This is a genomic window from Pseudoalteromonas sp. A601 (assembly GCF_002165575.1).
In the GTDB taxonomy this organism is placed as follows: Bacteria; Pseudomonadota; Gammaproteobacteria; order Enterobacterales; family Alteromonadaceae; genus Pseudoalteromonas.
Window position 1 is genome coordinate 19,793 of the sequence record NZ_MXQF01000011.1, and the last position, 15,685, is coordinate 35,477.

Below are 15,685 nucleotides of genomic sequence, written 5' to 3' on the forward strand. Positions count from 1 at the left end.
AATTAGTACAAAATAACGTACAAATAATAGTTCAACAGTTCACTGTTAGCAAGAGGCCGATATTGTAAAATAGCACTTTATAATACGCACATATGCCCACTTCACCTCACACTCATTTTAATTACCCAACAAAAAAGCCATAAGCTCAAAGCTACTTAGACTGCTTAAAATAAAACTTATGGCTTATAACTTTAAAACTGACGGCTGACGGCTGACGGCTGACGGCTAGACCTTAAACTTATCTATCGCTTGATGCAGTACTTTCGCCTGCTCTGATACTTCTTCACTGGTTTGTGCATTAGTAACAGCATGGCCTGATGCGCTTTCGGCGATATCACGAATTCTCACTACATTTTTATTTACTTCTGAGGCCACTTGGCTTTGCTCATCAATGGCGGCAGCAATATGGGTGCTCATGTCCATGATGGTTTGTACATCTTCAGTGATAGAGCTAAGTAACTCACCTGCCTTTGTGGCTTGAGCAGCACTTTCTCCCCCTTGTGTGCGGCAACGTTGCATTATACTCACCACTTCTTGAGTGCGCTCTTGCAAGGTTGAAATAATACTTTCGATTTCTGTTGTTGATTCCTGCGTGCGCTGAGCAAGCGAACGTACTTCGTCAGCAACAACAGCAAAGCCTCGTCCTTGCTCTCCGGCACGGGCTGCTTCAATAGCTGCATTCAGAGCAAGTAAGTTTGTTTGTTCTGCAATACCGCGAATTACATCCAATACAGAACCAATTGTTTCACCGTCTTTTTCAAGTTGTGAAACCACTGAAGAGGCATTACCAAGTGAATCCGAAAGTTGATTAATGTGCTTAACGGTAGATTCTACTTCCGAGCGCCCCTGTTGTGCGCTTAAGTTAGTCGACTCGGCCTTTTTAGCCGCCGCTTCAGTATTGTGAGAAATATCTTGAATGGTTGCCTGCATTTCAGTAGCAGCTGTTGCTACCATATCAGCTTCATGCAATTGCTCTTGCATACCGCTACTTGTTGCAGAGGTTGTCTCTGATAAGTTACCTGTCGCAATATTTAATGTAGTGAGCGCGGTATTTACTTCATAAATAAGCTTTTTGAAATCACCAATTAAACTATTAAAGTCAATGGTCATAGTAGTGATTTCATCTTTACCGGTTTCTTCAATAAACAAGCTTAAATCGTTGTTGCGCCTAATATCATTAATGGTGTGATACACCCGCTCGATAGGTAAGATGATTGAACGACTAGTAAAATAAACCAGTGCCATAACAATTAAGCTAGCAATGACAAAAATAGCAATTGCTAGCATTTGTGCCTGCTTAGCAGTTTCATCCACTTGCTGTTTGGTCTCGCTTGTAATGCGCGAAACCACCTCATCACTTTGTTTGACACTACCGCGCATTTTTCCTAGAGCACCTGAATCTAAATCTAGACCCAGTGCAACTTGTGCATCCACCAGTGCTGTAAACTTACTTTGATAGCTGTTAAGTAATAAGGCCAACTGCCCACTAGTGTTAGCATCAATATCTGCCGCTCTAATTTGTTGGCTTAATTGCTGGGTTAAGTCTTTAAAACGCGAAAGGTATTTAAGATCTAAGCGCAGCATAAAATCTTTTTCGGCGCGGCGTAACTGTAGCATTAAAGTTAAAAGTTGGTTGTTGTCTTGCTCATCTAGCACCATTTCCATCTCATGTACCGCACTACGCAACTCACCATATAAGGCGTCTGTTGGGTGCAATCCTATGACACGTTGTAACTCAACAACTTTTTGAAAATCGTTATAATACTTCTCAGCTAGCGCCGCGAACTGATTAACTTGAACAGTGGCGATATTTAATTCATTTGACAGTACAGTCAGTTTATCGAGTTTAGACTGCAATTGTTCATACTCTTGATCAAATGCTGCTAACTTCGACACATCCTTATAAAAAAGAAAATCTTTTTCATGTTTACGCATCGATAGCTCATGTATATCCAGTTCTTCTGCATATTGAATGGTTTCATTTAGTTTTAGCATGGTCCGTGCTTCATAAATGATGATACAAAGCATAACAATCATTGCTAAACCAACAACTAAAGCGTTAATTTGTAACCGACGCTTAATCGTCAGGTTTTGGAGTAAAGTCATCTACAACAGCCTTTCTAATTTAATCATTATGATTATAGTCAAGTATTGGTCTTAATGTGCTGATTATCTCACTTTAAACCAATAATCTGTAAATTAATTTACTCTTTATCTAAAATTAAGCCACTGAATCCCATAATGATTCGTGTAAATTTTGGGTGTTACTCCATTGCTTCTCTGCCAGCCAGTTTACCAACGGCTTAGGATCACTGGGAAAGTTTATCTGCATGTGATCTTTGCTAGTAATCCACTCATCAAGTGCACATGGGTTTAAATAACTCATCACATGCGCTGCTTTCATGGCTAATAACGTTTGTGCATTGGCATCCTGCTCAAATTGACCTGACAATGGTTTGAGTAATAATTTTTTACCGAGCTTTAGCGCTTCACTGGAAAGTTCAAACCCTGCATTGGCTATTACGCCGCTGGCGTTGGCTAAGTCATTCAAAAAGCCACTGCGTGAAGGTGCCCTTAAATGAATGTGCCCATGAGAGTTATTTTTTGCATCGGGGTGATAACAATAAAACTCTTTAGCCGGAAAGTCCTTTAAATAATCAACCACACTTGCTAGTTCTTCAAATGGTAAATAAACCAATACCTTATTATCAACACTCACTGGATTATCATGATGGTGATTGGCAATAAACGGTGGGATGATATTGCCTGCAAACGGTTGCCAATGAACGCCTAAATAAACATCGGCAGGCGCATAACAACGAATTAATGAACGGCGAAATAAACCATGACCAAACATAGGCACTTTGGGTGATAAAAAAGCGGCTTGGTGGCTCATTCCAATAACCGGCACACCTTGGCGCTTTGCTGCCCACGCGGTGATGGGCTCGAAGTCATTAAACACAAAATCGTAACTGGATACATCCAGCTGCTTAATATCATTTAGCAATTTGCACACTCGCGCATTCTTTACTGTGCGTAAACTACTAACTTGACCATTTTGGGTTGAAAACGATAATCCGCGAAAACTACGGTAATTTATAAATTCGCCCATATCAAAATAGTCTTGCTGCGCGCGCCCTGAAAAAACATAATCAACTTCTACGCCCATCTGGCTAAACGCATTTGCCATTACTCGTGCACGAGTTATATGTCCGTTTCCTGTGCCTTGAATACCGTACAGTATTCTCATAGATAACCCACCAATAAAATAGCCATTACACCACAACTTGAACCCATTAAAGCCCCAAGCACGACATCAGCAGGGAAGTGAACCCCTAGCACCACACGAGAAGCAGACACACCGCTGGCCCATGCAAACCATAACCAGAATAATTCTGGAAAATATTGCGCCAGTATAATGGCGACTAAAAAAGCGCCCGCACTATGCCCTGATGGCAAACTAAACTTATCGCTAGGCACTATATATGCGCCTTTTACTAAACAATCACATGGGCGAACTCGCGCGAAGGTTTTTTTTGCAACATAATAAATTGGTCTTTCGATCAAAAAGCCAAGCAACAAGGTGATCGATAGCAGTTGCAACTCTTGCTCACTGCCTAACCAGCCAAACCCCAAAGCCATCATGACGTATAAGCCACCATTACCGCTTTTTGAAAACCCTAACGCTGAATTTTTTATCCATACGGGTGAGTTTCCATTAAATAGCTTAAGGAACAAATCTTCATCTAACTGTGCAACCTTTTTTAGTATATTGTTCTGACTCATGGTTGGGTCCTTTTTCACGCAAACTATGTACACAATTTCAGCATAGGCGCTCTAAATAACAATTGGGTGACGCTTTTAAGACACTAATGTTGCTTTTACCTACTTACGCTCTTTTTTGCATAAAAAGAGCACAATTAACTATCATTAAGTCGTTGTTATTGCGTTTAAGAGGGGTATACTGAAGACTAGCTCATATATCTTTTAGAAGGATAGAAAAATGGATTACAGCACCTCAGATTTATGCGATCACTTTGCCGACGTGGTCGATGTGCTCGAACCTATGTTTATTAACTTTGGTGGCCGTCACAGTTTTGGTGGCCGTATCAAAACCGTTAAATGTTTTGAAAATAATGAACTGATCAGAGAGATCCTTAGCGAAGATGGTGATGAGTGTGTTTTACTCATTGATGGCGGTGGTTCAACTCGTCGTGCACTGATTGATATTGAGCTAGCTGAATTAGCCATAGAGAATAATTGGCAAGGCATTGTTGTTTACGGTGCAGTACGCCACGTAGACGAACTTGAAGAACTCGACTTTGGTATTCAAGCGATTGCATCTATTCCTGTTGCGGCAGATAGCCAAGGTGCTGGTGAAGATGGTATTGGGGTTAATTTTGCCGGTGTTTCATTTTTTGATGATGATTACATCTACGCAGACAGCACGGGGATCGTGTTATCAGCTGAAGAGCTAGAATTGGAAATTGTTGAAGAATAAATGTCCGAATACCTACATATTTATGATGAAGCGACTGTTAAACCTTGGTGTAGCAGTCGTTTAAATGAAAAAAAAGCATGGCAGTCTATTGCTTTATTAGACACCCAAGTAAACCCACTACAGGCCATGCAAGATGCTGCACAGTTTGGTATTAAATACGTTTTACTTGGCATCTGTGAAGACATTGGCCCCAGAGCAAACCTTGGTAATGGCGGAGCAAGCGATGGCTGGCACGCATTTATTAAGCGCTTTTTGAATCAGTCAAATAATCAATTTTTAGCAAACGAAAAAGTGTTATTGCTTGGTGAGGTTGGTGTTGCAGATATTACCGCAGCCGCAGCTGATTTAGATATTCAGAACCCAGAGCAACTTAACCAATTACGTGATTATTGCGGCCAATTAGATACCCGTGTTGAGCACGTGTTAAATTTAATTTTTAGCGCCGGCCTTGAGCCAATAATAATAGGTGGCGGCCATAACAATTGCTTAGGTATTATTCGTGCTTTAAGTAAACATAAAAAGCAGCCTATCAACGCTATTAATTTTGACCCTCACGCCGATTTTCGTGACTGTGAAGGTCGTCATTCTGGCAATGGCTTTCGTTATGCATACAATGAGCAGCACCTGCATAATTACCATGTAATTGGATTGCACGAACTAAAGAATAATCAAGCGATTATTGACGCATTAGCTGAGGCTAAGTTTGGTTATGATAGCTACCAAGCACTGCAAGTAAGGCGTGAAAAATCACTCACGCAAGCATGCCAGCAAGCGCTTGATAAATTAAGTCATGCACCTTTAGGTGTAGAAGTTGATTTAGACAGTATTTCATTAATGCCAGTAAGCGCATACACCAATTGCGGATTTAGCGTCAGTGATGCAGAGCATTTTGTATATTTAGCCGCAACGCAAGCTAATAGCCAATATTTACACCTTTGTGAAGCAGCGCCAAATCAACACCCTAGTGGTTTAAATGCGGGATTGAATGATGCCGGGCAAATCATTACCGCACTGGTTAATGCATACCTGCAAGCTAAAGAAAACTAAGCCGTCGCGTAATTTAGCTGTGCTCGATTTGCCATTGCTTTAACCAAGAAATCATACCGACGCTACTCAATGGGTGGCTAAAATAATAACCTTGGGCTGCGAACGCATTGAGGTTATTAACAAAGCTTAACTGCTCTTTAGTTTCAACTCCCTCACAAATAACTTTACTATTTTGTTGATTATGCATTTCAACCATGCCGGCGATTAAGCTTCTTATATGTCCTTGCTGGCTAAAGTCTGCGGTAAGCGAAGGCGATACTTTTACATACTCAACAGCTAAGTTAGGTAACTTAGCCAACCACACAGGGCTATCGCCTAAGCCGTCGACACACATTTTAACCCCTTTACTATTAAGTCTTGCAACCATTGCTTTGCCTTGCTCATCTAAATTCATAAAGACCTCAAGAGGGCACTCTATGATTAAATCTCCTGGTAATAAATGATGTTCTAAAAAAACCTGATCAATAAATGCAATAAACTCCTCATTAAGCATTTCTGGGCCAAATATATTTGTGCTTAATGGCATTTTAATACCTTCCATCCGCAATGCCATTACCAACTCTGCAGCTCTTTCGATAACAAATTCAGCTAAAGGATACCCCAACCCTGCAATACGAATATCTTCGATAAATCGGCTGGCAGATAAAATACCCTGCTTAGGATGTTGCCAACGCAGCAGCAACTCCAAAAACTCGATATCTTCATCATGATTACGAATAACGGGCTGAAAATACAACTCCAACTCGCTCGAAAAGTTAATATTGGCCAACTCTTTTAATCGAGCTTGCTGCTCTAGTTGCTCAACCATCATTTGTTGATGAAAAGCGACAACTTGTTTATTAGGTTGGCTATCGAGTGCTAAATACCCGTACGAGATTAAACTATCAAAACCACTGCCTTGTTCATCACAATTTACATAGCTTGCCCGTGCGGTTACTTCGACGGTGCAATTAGCCACATTGAAGGGTTTTAGCGTTGCCCCTAATATTTGACTAATAAGCTGTTCGTGAAGGTGCTTATAGGTATCTAAGCAACATATAAATGCAAAGTTTAATCCACCTAAATGCGCTAATTTTTGCTGTGCTGATATATTAATAACGTCTTCAATAGCTAATAACTGTTTTGCTCTACTTGCCGATTGCGCCAATAGTAAATCACCGAAATCTCGGCCGATGTGCTGGTTTACAGCAGCAAAACCTTCTAAGCGAATAATAACGAGCGCGCCATCATGTTCGCCGCCATGGCGCCAGTCATAATAAGCCTGTTTTAATTTAGCACGATTTGGTAGTTCAGATAGCGGCGATGAAATTAACGGCTCGTCTCGGCTAACTTCATCTTGGCTATTGGTTAAGTCATGTTCATCTTCGAAAAAATAACCTGAACTTGCTAATACCAGCGTTGCAAGTACCACCCAATGATTTGGAATAGCTAACAGTAAGTGGGCAGCAAAACAAATTGTAAAAACTAGCGCAGCACCAAAGCTAATGCTCAGCATAGTCCAGTTGTTTTGTTTAAACGTTTGCCACAAATGTAAGGCAATCATCAAAGCGAGTAATAGTTCAAGATAGGCGTAATGAAAGCTCAATAATGCTAATGCAACAAAGGCATTGGCTATATAACTTAAGCGAAGTAATGGGTGCCTTACAACACATAAGGCACATATCATTGACATCAATATCGCCCCACTTAGAAAAACGGGGATTTGTGTGTTAGTTAAAAAAGAGCTTCCTGCTATTTGTGTAAGTCCAGTAGTTGTTAATAGCGCAAGTAAAGTCATCAAATAAGTACAGCATAAAAATAGACTAGTTAAGTCTACCTAATACCCACAGATTTAACAGTTTATTTACACCTAATTGATAGCTTAATTGCGCTGGGTGTGAGATCTGCCAGTGTGCGATGTCTGCTCTCATACCCACTTTGAGCACACCTCGATCAGTTAAACCCAGTGCCTTAGCTGCATTTCGAGTTACACCAGCTAAGGTTTCTGTGGGAGTTAACCTAAATAATGTGCATCCCATATTCATCATTAATTGCAAAGAGCACAATGGCGATGTTCCCGGATTAAAGTCTGTCGATATAGCAATGGGCACATTATACTGCTTTAATAAATCTATTGGTGGTTGTTTAGTTTCGCGTAAAAAGTAAAACGCGCCAGGTAGTAGCACGGCAACCGTGTCTGCAGCAGCCATGGCTTTTACACCCTCTTCATCTAAATGCTCAATATGATCTGCCGATAAGCCCTTAAACTCAGCAACTAATTGTGCGCCCTGTTGATTTGATAATTGTTCTGCATGGCATTTAACAGGTAGGCCGTGCTTAGTAGCTGCGTCAAACACACGACGGGTTTGCTCATTGCTAAAACCGACATTTTCGCAAAATACATCAACCGCATCGGCTAAATTGGCAGAAACAACTTGCTCTAGCATGTCATTACACACCAAATCTATGTATTCATCACTACGACCTTTAAACTCTGGTGGTAATGCATGTGCGCCTAAAAATGTGGTCTTTACGTCAACAGGGTGGTTTTCTCCCAGCAGTCGAGCAACTTCGAGTATTTTGACTTCATTTTCGCAATCGAGCCCATAGCCCGATTTTATCTCTACCGTAGTCACACCTTCAGCATAAAGCGCATTTAACCTGTCTTTGGCCAGTACAAATAGCGCTTCGTGATCGGCTTCACGTGTGGCTCGCACAGTACTGGCAATCCCGCCTCCTTGAGCAGCTATTTGCTCATAGCTAACGCCTTGTAGTCGCTGTTCAAATTCTTCGGCCCGAGAACCCGCAAATACTAAATGCGTGTGACAGTCAATTAAACCTGGCGTTAACCACTGTCCTTTTGCTGAAAGCATCGGCGTCGCAAAAGCATCAAATTTTGGTAACTCGCTTTGCTTACCGAGCCACGCTATATGGCCATCTTTAATTGCTAAGGCCGCATTTTCAATAGCACCATATGCAGAGTCGATACTGCTATCCATGGTGGCAATATTGGCGTCGGTTATTAATAAATCCCACTCACAAGATAAACTGTCTAATGTTGAATTACTCATCACGGCCCTTAAAAAGTTTTTTATTAGTTTAACAACCCATCTTGTATATACAAGCTTATTATGCCATCTTATAGCGAATATAAATTAATACACAGTGTAATTTAAACCAATGACGACTCCTAAGTTCGCACAAATTAAGCAATTCATTGTTGATAATATTCGTAGTGGCGCTTGGCTTGAAAACCAACGTGTTCCTTCTGAAAATGAATTGACCGAGCAATTTAGCGTCAGCCGAATGACTGCCCGCCGCGCTTTAAGTGAATTAACCGAAGCCGGTATTTTAACCCGCAGCCAAGGGCTTGGTACGTTTGTAGCAAGCTTTAAGTCACAATCGTCATTACTTGAAATTAAAAATATAGCTGATGAAGTAAAAGCCCGAAATGGTAATTACAGCTGTACCGTTTTAGTGCTTGAATCAATCAACGCAGTAGCACCGATTGCCATTGCATTAGGGGTTGAAGTCAATAGCGTGGTTTATCGCAGTGTTTTAGTGCACAACGAAAATGAATTACCACTGCAAGTAGAAGAGCGGTTTGTAAACCCAGCCCTTGCGAGTAATTATCTACAGCAAGATTTTACAGCCCTGACACCACACGAATATTTATCCAGCGTGGCACCATTAACCGAAGCGCGCCATACCGTCGAAGCGGTAATGCCTAACAGCGAAATGTGCCAATGGTTAAACCTCTATCATGAAGAGCCATGCTTACAGGTTATACGTCGAACATGGTCATCAGCGGGCATTGTGAGTTTTGCACGCCTAGTATCACCTGGTAGCAAATACCGTTTAGGTGGTCACTTGACGTTTAAAAACAACAAAAAGTAACTAAATATCATAAAGATGCGCTTAACTGCGTATTTTTTGTAACTAACAAGCTTGTATATACAACAGGAGCACACTATGAATAACAGACTCGATGAATCGCGTGTGATACGCGCACCGCACGGTGATAAAATCAGTGCTAAAAGCTGGCTCACAGAAGCGGCTAAACGTATGCTAATGAATAACCTTGACCCTGAGGTTGCAGAGCATCCACATGCATTAGTTGTGTATGGCGGCATCGGCCGCGCAGCACGCGACTGGCCTTGTTTTGATAAAATCATCGAAACCTTAGATAGACTCGAAGATGATGAAACTTTACTTGTGCAATCTGGTAAACCTGTTGGTGTATTTAAAACACATAGCAACGCGCCACGAGTACTCATTGCGAATTCAAACCTAGTACCACACTGGGCAAATTGGGAACATTTTAATGAGCTCGATAAACTTGGTTTGATGATGTACGGGCAGATGACAGCGGGCTCTTGGATCTATATTGGCTCACAAGGCATTGTCCAAGGTACTTATGAAACCTTTGTTGCCATGGCAAAACAGCACTTTGCTGGCGATGCTAAAGGTAAATGGGTGTTAACCGGCGGCTTAGGCGGTATGGGCGGCGCACAACCCCTTGCAGCAACTATGGCAGGTTTCAGCGCTTTAGTAGTCGAGTGTGATGAAAGTCGTATCGATTTTCGTATTAAGACTCGCTATGTTGATGTTAAAGCGACTGACTTAGATCATGCCTTAACCCTGATTAATGATGCCTGTGCTAAAGGCGAAGCACTCTCTGTGGGTTTATTAGGTAATGCCGCCGATATCTTTAGCGAGCTAGTTGAGCGTAATATCACCCCTGATGTCGTAACCGACCAAACCTCTGCTCATGATCCGCTAAATGGTTATTTACCACAAGGCTGGACTATGGAGCAGGCTGCAAAGATGCGTGAGCAAGACGCGACAGCTGTTGTAAAAGCGGCTAAGCAGTCTATGGCTGTACAAGTTAAAGCCATGCTCGCATTACAACAAGCAGGTGCAGCAACAACTGACTATGGTAATAATATTCGTCAAATGGCGTTTGAAGAAGGCGTAGAGAATGCGTTTGATTTCCCAGGTTTTGTACCCGCGTATATCCGCCCATTATTTTGTGAAGGCATTGGTCCTTTTCGCTGGGTAGCGCTTTCTGGTGATCCTGAAGATATTTATAAAACCGATGCTAAAGTCAAAGAGCTTATTCCTGATGACAAGCATTTACACAACTGGTTAGATATGGCCCGCGAACGCATCCAGTTCCAAGGTTTACCGGCACGTATCTGCTGGGTTGGCTTAAAAGACCGTGCTCGCCTAGCATTAGCATTTAATGAAATGGTTAAAAACGGCGAGTTAAAAGCACCAATAGTGATTGGTCGTGATCACTTAGACTCAGGCTCTGTTGCTAGCCCTAACCGCGAAACCGAGGCCATGAAAGATGGCTCTGATGCAGTATCTGATTGGCCATTACTTAACGCATTATTAAACACCGCAGGCGGTGCTACTTGGGTGTCGTTACACCACGGTGGTGGCGTAGGCATGGGCTTTAGCCAACACTCAGGCGTAGTTATTGTTGCTGATGGTACCGATGAGGCCGCAGCACGTGTAGGACGCGTGCTTTGGAACGACCCTGCCACGGGCGTAATGCGTCATGCGGATGCTGGATACGATATAGCAGTTAACTGCGCCAATGAACAAGGTCTAGACCTGCCAATGCTAAATAAGGATTAATCATGTTTGAATATACACTCACACCTGGACAACTTGATTTAGCAACTTTGCGAGAAATAAATCAATCGCCAGTAACATTGACACTCGCCAAAGACAGCGACATCAAAATTGCTGCCAGTGCGCAAACTGTACAAGACGTGATTGATCAGCAGCGTACAGTTTATGGCATAAATACTGGTTTTGGTTTATTAGCAAATACAAAAATTGCCGAACACGAACTTGAGCTTTTACAGCGCTCAATTGTACTCTCTCATGCCGCTGGTATTGGTGAGTATATGGATGACAGCACGGTTCGCTTGATGATGGTGTTAAAAATCAACTCATTATCACGTGGTTTCTCAGGTATTCGCTTAAAAGTCATTGAGTTTTTTATCCAGCTACTCGCTGCACAAGTCTACCCTTGCGTACCAAAAAAAGGCTCTGTTGGCGCCTCGGGTGATTTAGCGCCGCTATCACACATGTGTCTACCTCTTTTAGGTGAAGGCGAAATGCGTCACCAAGGACAAGTGATTAAAGCCAGTGAAGGTCTAAAAATTGCGGGTCTTGAGCCACTCACTTTAGCGGCAAAAGAAGGGCTGGCCCTTTTAAATGGCACGCAAGCATCGACCGCATTTGCCTTACAAGGCTTATTCCGCACTGAAAATTTGTATGCACAAAGTTGCGCGATTGGCTCAATGAGCATTGAAGCTGCAATGGGTAGCCGCTCACCGTTTGATGCACGTATTCATGACGTTCGTGGTCAACGTGGACAAATTGATTCAGCGGCAGTATTTCGTGACATACTTGGCAAACAATCACAAATCAGTGAAGCCCATGTTGATTGTGAAAAAGTGCAAGACCCTTATTGTTTACGCTGTCAGCCGCAAGTGCTTGGCGCTTGCTTAACCCAAATTCGTCAAGCTGCTGAAGTACTGTTGTGTGAGTCTAACGGTGTTACCGATAACCCGTTAGTATTTGCTGATGTTGGCGATATTATCTCTGGCGGTAACTTTCATGCAGAGCCTGTTGCAATGGCTGCGGATAATCTAGCCCTAGCGATAGCCGAAATCGGCGCATTGGCTGAGCGACGTATTGCCTTACTAATTGACTCAAACCTGTCAAAGCTCCCGCCATTTTTAGTTGATAATGGCGGCGTTAACTCTGGCTTTATGATTGCGCAAGTAACAGCAGCGGCATTGGCCTCTGAAAATAAATCACTCGCACACCCAGCATCGGTAGATAGCTTACCGACCTCAGCAAACCAAGAAGATCATGTATCAATGGCAACGTTTGCTGCGCGTCGCTTAAGCGAAATGGCCGATAACACCCAAGGTGTGCTCGCCGTTGAATGGTTAGCATCAGCACAAGGTCTTGATTTTAGAGCACCACTTAAAGCATCAGCTAAAGTTGAACAAGCAAAAGCAACCTTACGCGAAAAAGTGAGCTACTACGATAAAGACCGCTATTTTGGTCCTGATATCGAAGCTGCAAATACGTTATTAGCGCAAGGTAATCTATGCAGCCTGCTACCTGATGGTGTACTGCCTTCATTTTAAATATCAAACTGATAATTAAAACCAAGTGATTCAATCGCCGAGCCATTAATAATGCGCTCGGCTTTTACATCACTGGTAAATGTAGGTGCTGGTGTACCGTATTGCGCACATTTTTGTTTATAGTAATCAGCTTTACTTGGGTGTGCAGGGTTAACTACATTATAAATAGGTGCTGCTGTTTGCCAGTGTTCTAGCACTGTAACAATTGCATTTATTACATCTTGCTGATGCACCATATTCACAACTTGTTGACTAGAACTGTTTAATTGCTTACCAGCTACAAACCGTCCTGGCTCTCGCCCAGGCCCGACTAATCCAGCAAGGCGTAATACTTTACCTCCAGCATTTAACACACTTTGCTCGGCATCGATTAACCTTTGTTGGCGCTCACCTGAAGCAGTAATATCACTTGCTTCATCATAAATATTTGCACTGGGGTCGTACACACCTGTGGATGAGCACAACAAAAAACCCTGTGCATTCATTGCTTTTGCTAATTTTAAGCTGCGTTCTAAAGTCGCCTGATAGTTACTTTCAGGTTGTCGGCTGCGTGGTGGCATCGCACACACCCACCATGCATTTTCCAAATCCAGCTGATGAATTAATTGCTCATTTTGCAACACAAACTGCCTTAAAAATTCTTCTTGATGCTCTGCACTTCGATGTGTGCCTTGAACTTGCCAGTTCTGTTGTAGCCTATTCAGGCATAACGCCTGACCTAACCAACCAGCCCCTAAAACGACTAATTTGCGCTCGAATATACCCATAAAGTAACAAGACCCTTACGATTTTATAAAAAATGCTGCATTTGCCTTACCCCATAATATGGCGATTAAGACTAAGATATGATTATATATAGATGCCTACTCTACTAAATAACAAGAATGTGTGCACTCATGCTTAAAAATCTATCATTGCGAAAAAAAATATTATTGTTAATTGGAGGGACAATTAGTGTTTTACTAATTATTGCCTCAGCCTACTTTGTCAATCATATCGCCTCGCTATCGCGACAAGGTATTGAGCGCGAAGCTCATAGCTATCTACAAAGCGAACAACTTTCAATGCAAGGCTACTTTGCTAAATACGGTAAATTAGTCAGCACCTTTGTGACAAACCCACACTTAGTGAACTGGTTTGATGCCTGGGATCAACGAGATCAACCGCTTGAAGGTGCACCTGGGTATAACGAAGTCGATCAAGACTTTGTCCGCATCAGTAGCAATGATGAAAATGTTTTATCAGCATTTTTTGCCTCAGCAAAAACTGGCGAATACTTTAAAGAGCATGAACGTACAACTCATTATAATGGCCAACCTTATTATGCCTATAAGCGTGGCTGGTGGCAGGACGCCCTAAAACTAAACCGTCTTTATGTTGGGCCTATCTCAGTTGATTTGACCACAGGGAACGCCTCTGCGGTAGTGCAACAGCCTGTATATAACCAACAACGTGAACTTATCGGCTTTGGTGGTGTTGATTTACAGCTCAACAAAATCAATAAAATGGTTGAAGACATTCGCTTTAACGGACAAGGTTACGGTTTTTTACTCGACGGCGATCAAAAAGTCGTGCACCTATCTAACCGCACCAATCACAAATTATCAGTTACTGACGAAGGCCCAAATGGTAAAGAAGGACTCGAGCAATTAGAAAAGCAGTTTAGCGATACCAGTGGTTTTAGCCAATTAAATCGTGAAATGAAGAGCAACACCCGTGGTGATGCTAGCGTAATTCTGCAAGGGCAAGAGTATTTTGTGGTTTATGACCGCTTACAACTAGAAGAGCCCTTCCTAAACTGGTATGTGGGTATTTTAGTACCCCGTTCGATGATTGATGAGCCAGTGAATCAAGCGGTCACCACGACCACGACTTCTGTTGTTATTATTCTTTTAATCATTATTGCAATGATCATGTGGGCAACTCATATGATAGCCCAACCAATCACCACTCTAACTCACATTATGCGCGACATTGCCTCGGGTGATGGTGACTTAACGCAAAAGATCACCATTGATAGTAAAGATGAAGTGGGTCAATTAGCTCATCACATGAATACCTTTATTGATAAACTTCGCGCTATGATGCTAGACACAGCTGCACAGGCTGAGCAACTGACCAATGCAGCAGCGCAGTTAAAGTCGGTATCGCAGAAAACCAATGACGAAATCCAGCAAGAGAAGCAGCAAGTTGATAGTGTGAGTGCTGCGGTTACTGAAATGGCCACCACAGTAATGGAGATTTCACGTAATGCGCAGCACACCAATAGCGCCGCAGAAGAAGTACAAAACATAACTGCCGATGGCGCTACTCGCTCGCAGAACGCCCAAAGTGTGATGACAGCACTGGCCGAGCATATTGGTGAGGCGTCTACGGTGGTTGCTGGCTTAGAGCAAGAAAGTGGCAACATTGGTGCTGTTGTTGATGTAATCAATTCAATTGCAGAGCAAACAAACCTACTTGCACTTAATGCCGCAATAGAAGCAGCACGAGCCGGTGAACAAGGTCGTGGCTTTGCTGTAGTAGCCGATGAAGTACGTTCACTTGCTAGTCGTACCCAAGAGTCTACCGATGATATTCGTAACATGATCTCGCGTTTACAACAAATTGCTCAAAAAGCATCGATCATGATGCAACAAGGTCAAGAGCGCGCGCAAGGCTCCGTTACACAAACACAAGAAGTACTCGATGCGCTGAAGAACATTGCTAATGCGGTAACCAGTGTTCAAGACCAAAGCCATCAAATAGCGACCTCTACTGAGCAGCAAACTGTCGTCGCGGAAGATATAAATAGCAGTTTGTCGGCTATTAATCACTTAGTGAACAGCACCGCGGATCATGCTTTAGAGCTTGCCGATGAAGCACGTGATTTGAATGAGCTTGCCAGTTCACTAAATAGTACAGTCAATCAATTTAAGCTTTAACGCTTATAAAAATAAAAAGAGTGCCTTGTGCACTCTTTTTTTGTTGTAGATCA

Annotated in this window: 12 protein-coding genes; 6 read left to right on the forward strand and 6 right to left on the reverse strand. The window is 42.4% G+C overall.

Going from position 1 to position 15,685, the window contains the following annotated elements:
* Positions 1–225: 225 nt before the first annotated feature.
* The 3 genes from B5G52_RS10800 to B5G52_RS10810 form a co-directional block, all read right to left on the reverse strand.
* Positions 226–2,106: a methyl-accepting chemotaxis protein gene (locus B5G52_RS10800; RefSeq protein ID WP_087532657.1), complete on the reverse strand. Its 1,881-nt coding sequence runs from the start codon at positions 2,104–2,106 to the stop codon at positions 226–228.
* Between the two features lie 115 nt (positions 2,107–2,221).
* Positions 2,222–3,250 (reverse strand): MJ1255/VC2487 family glycosyltransferase, encoded by a 1,029-nt coding sequence (locus tag B5G52_RS10805; protein ID WP_087532658.1) that lies wholly within the window; start codon positions 3,248–3,250, stop codon positions 2,222–2,224.
* On the reverse strand, positions 3,247–3,786 hold the full coding sequence (locus B5G52_RS10810) for a phosphatase PAP2 family protein (RefSeq protein ID WP_087532659.1): 540 nt from the start codon (positions 3,784–3,786) through the stop codon (positions 3,247–3,249). The genes B5G52_RS10805 and B5G52_RS10810 overlap by 4 nt, the downstream gene beginning before the upstream one ends.
* A gap of 217 nt (positions 3,787–4,003) precedes the next feature.
* On the opposite strand from B5G52_RS10810, the gene rraA reads away from it, so the two are divergent.
* Positions 4,004–4,501 carry a ribonuclease E activity regulator RraA gene (gene rraA / locus B5G52_RS10815; protein ID WP_087532660.1) on the forward strand — a complete coding sequence of 166 codons (498 nt, stop codon included), beginning with the start codon at positions 4,004–4,006 and terminating at the stop codon, positions 4,499–4,501.
* Positions 4,502–5,548 carry a formimidoylglutamase gene (locus B5G52_RS10820; protein ID WP_087532661.1) on the forward strand — a complete coding sequence of 349 codons (1,047 nt, stop codon included), beginning with the start codon at positions 4,502–4,504 and terminating at the stop codon, positions 5,546–5,548.
* 13 nt (positions 5,549–5,561) lie between these two features.
* Here the strand turns inward: B5G52_RS10820 and B5G52_RS10825 are convergent, their stop codons facing one another.
* The gene (locus B5G52_RS10825; RefSeq protein WP_087532790.1) at positions 5,562–7,220 is read right to left on the reverse strand and encodes a GGDEF domain-containing phosphodiesterase; all 1,659 of its coding nucleotides are present in this window, start codon (positions 7,218–7,220) and stop codon (positions 5,562–5,564) included.
* Between the two features lie 130 nt (positions 7,221–7,350).
* A complete protein-coding gene (gene hutI, locus B5G52_RS10830; protein ID WP_087532662.1) occupies positions 7,351–8,598 on the reverse strand; it encodes an imidazolonepropionase in 1,248 nt (415 codons plus the stop codon).
* 109 nt (positions 8,599–8,707) lie between these two features.
* On the opposite strand from hutI, the gene hutC reads away from it, so the two are divergent.
* From hutC to hutH, 3 genes are all read left to right on the forward strand, one after another.
* A complete protein-coding gene (gene hutC, locus B5G52_RS10835) occupies positions 8,708–9,424 on the forward strand; it encodes a histidine utilization repressor (RefSeq protein ID WP_087532663.1) in 717 nt (238 codons plus the stop codon).
* Between the two features lie 75 nt (positions 9,425–9,499).
* Positions 9,500–11,173, forward strand: coding sequence for a urocanate hydratase (gene hutU / locus B5G52_RS10840; RefSeq protein ID WP_087532664.1), 1,674 nt, complete (start codon positions 9,500–9,502; stop codon positions 11,171–11,173).
* A gap of 2 nt (positions 11,174–11,175) precedes the next feature.
* A complete protein-coding gene (gene hutH / locus B5G52_RS10845) occupies positions 11,176–12,708 on the forward strand; it encodes a histidine ammonia-lyase (protein ID WP_087532665.1) in 1,533 nt (510 codons plus the stop codon).
* Here the strand turns inward: hutH and B5G52_RS10850 are convergent.
* Positions 12,705–13,475 (reverse strand): NAD-dependent epimerase/dehydratase family protein, encoded by a 771-nt coding sequence (locus B5G52_RS10850; RefSeq protein ID WP_087532666.1) that lies wholly within the window; start codon positions 13,473–13,475, stop codon positions 12,705–12,707. The genes hutH and B5G52_RS10850 overlap by 4 nt on opposite strands.
* A 129-nt stretch (positions 13,476–13,604) precedes the next feature.
* Between B5G52_RS10850 and B5G52_RS10855 the strand changes: the two genes are divergently transcribed.
* Positions 13,605–15,632, forward strand: coding sequence for a methyl-accepting chemotaxis protein (locus B5G52_RS10855; RefSeq protein WP_087532667.1), 2,028 nt, complete (start codon positions 13,605–13,607; stop codon positions 15,630–15,632).
* Positions 15,633–15,685: the final 53 nt, after the last annotated feature.

What these genes read in the sequence shown, in the direction of transcription:
- B5G52_RS10800 (WP_087532657.1), bottom strand. Translation starts at nt 2,106, where the DNA reads ATGACTTTACTCCAAAACCTGACGATTAAGCGTCGGTTACAAATTAAC.
- B5G52_RS10805 (WP_087532658.1), bottom strand. Translation starts at nt 3,250, where the DNA reads ATGAGAATACTGTACGGTATTCAAGGCACAGGAAACGGACATATAACT.
- B5G52_RS10810 (WP_087532659.1), bottom strand. Translation starts at nt 3,786, where the DNA reads ATGAGTCAGAACAATATACTAAAAAAGGTTGCACAGTTAGATGAAGAT.
- rraA (WP_087532660.1), top strand. Translation starts at nt 4,004, where the DNA reads ATGGATTACAGCACCTCAGATTTATGCGATCACTTTGCCGACGTGGTC.
- B5G52_RS10820 (WP_087532661.1), top strand. Translation starts at nt 4,502, where the DNA reads ATGTCCGAATACCTACATATTTATGATGAAGCGACTGTTAAACCTTGG.
- B5G52_RS10825 (WP_087532790.1), bottom strand. Translation starts at nt 7,220, where the DNA reads ATGTCAATGATATGTGCCTTATGTGTTGTAAGGCACCCATTACTTCGC.
- hutI (WP_087532662.1), bottom strand. Translation starts at nt 8,598, where the DNA reads ATGAGTAATTCAACATTAGACAGTTTATCTTGTGAGTGGGATTTATTA.
- hutC (WP_087532663.1), top strand. Translation starts at nt 8,708, where the DNA reads ATGACGACTCCTAAGTTCGCACAAATTAAGCAATTCATTGTTGATAAT.
- hutU (WP_087532664.1), top strand. Translation starts at nt 9,500, where the DNA reads ATGAATAACAGACTCGATGAATCGCGTGTGATACGCGCACCGCACGGT.
- hutH (WP_087532665.1), top strand. Translation starts at nt 11,176, where the DNA reads ATGTTTGAATATACACTCACACCTGGACAACTTGATTTAGCAACTTTG.
- B5G52_RS10850 (WP_087532666.1), bottom strand. Translation starts at nt 13,475, where the DNA reads ATGGGTATATTCGAGCGCAAATTAGTCGTTTTAGGGGCTGGTTGGTTA.
- B5G52_RS10855 (WP_087532667.1), top strand. Translation starts at nt 13,605, where the DNA reads ATGCTTAAAAATCTATCATTGCGAAAAAAAATATTATTGTTAATTGGA.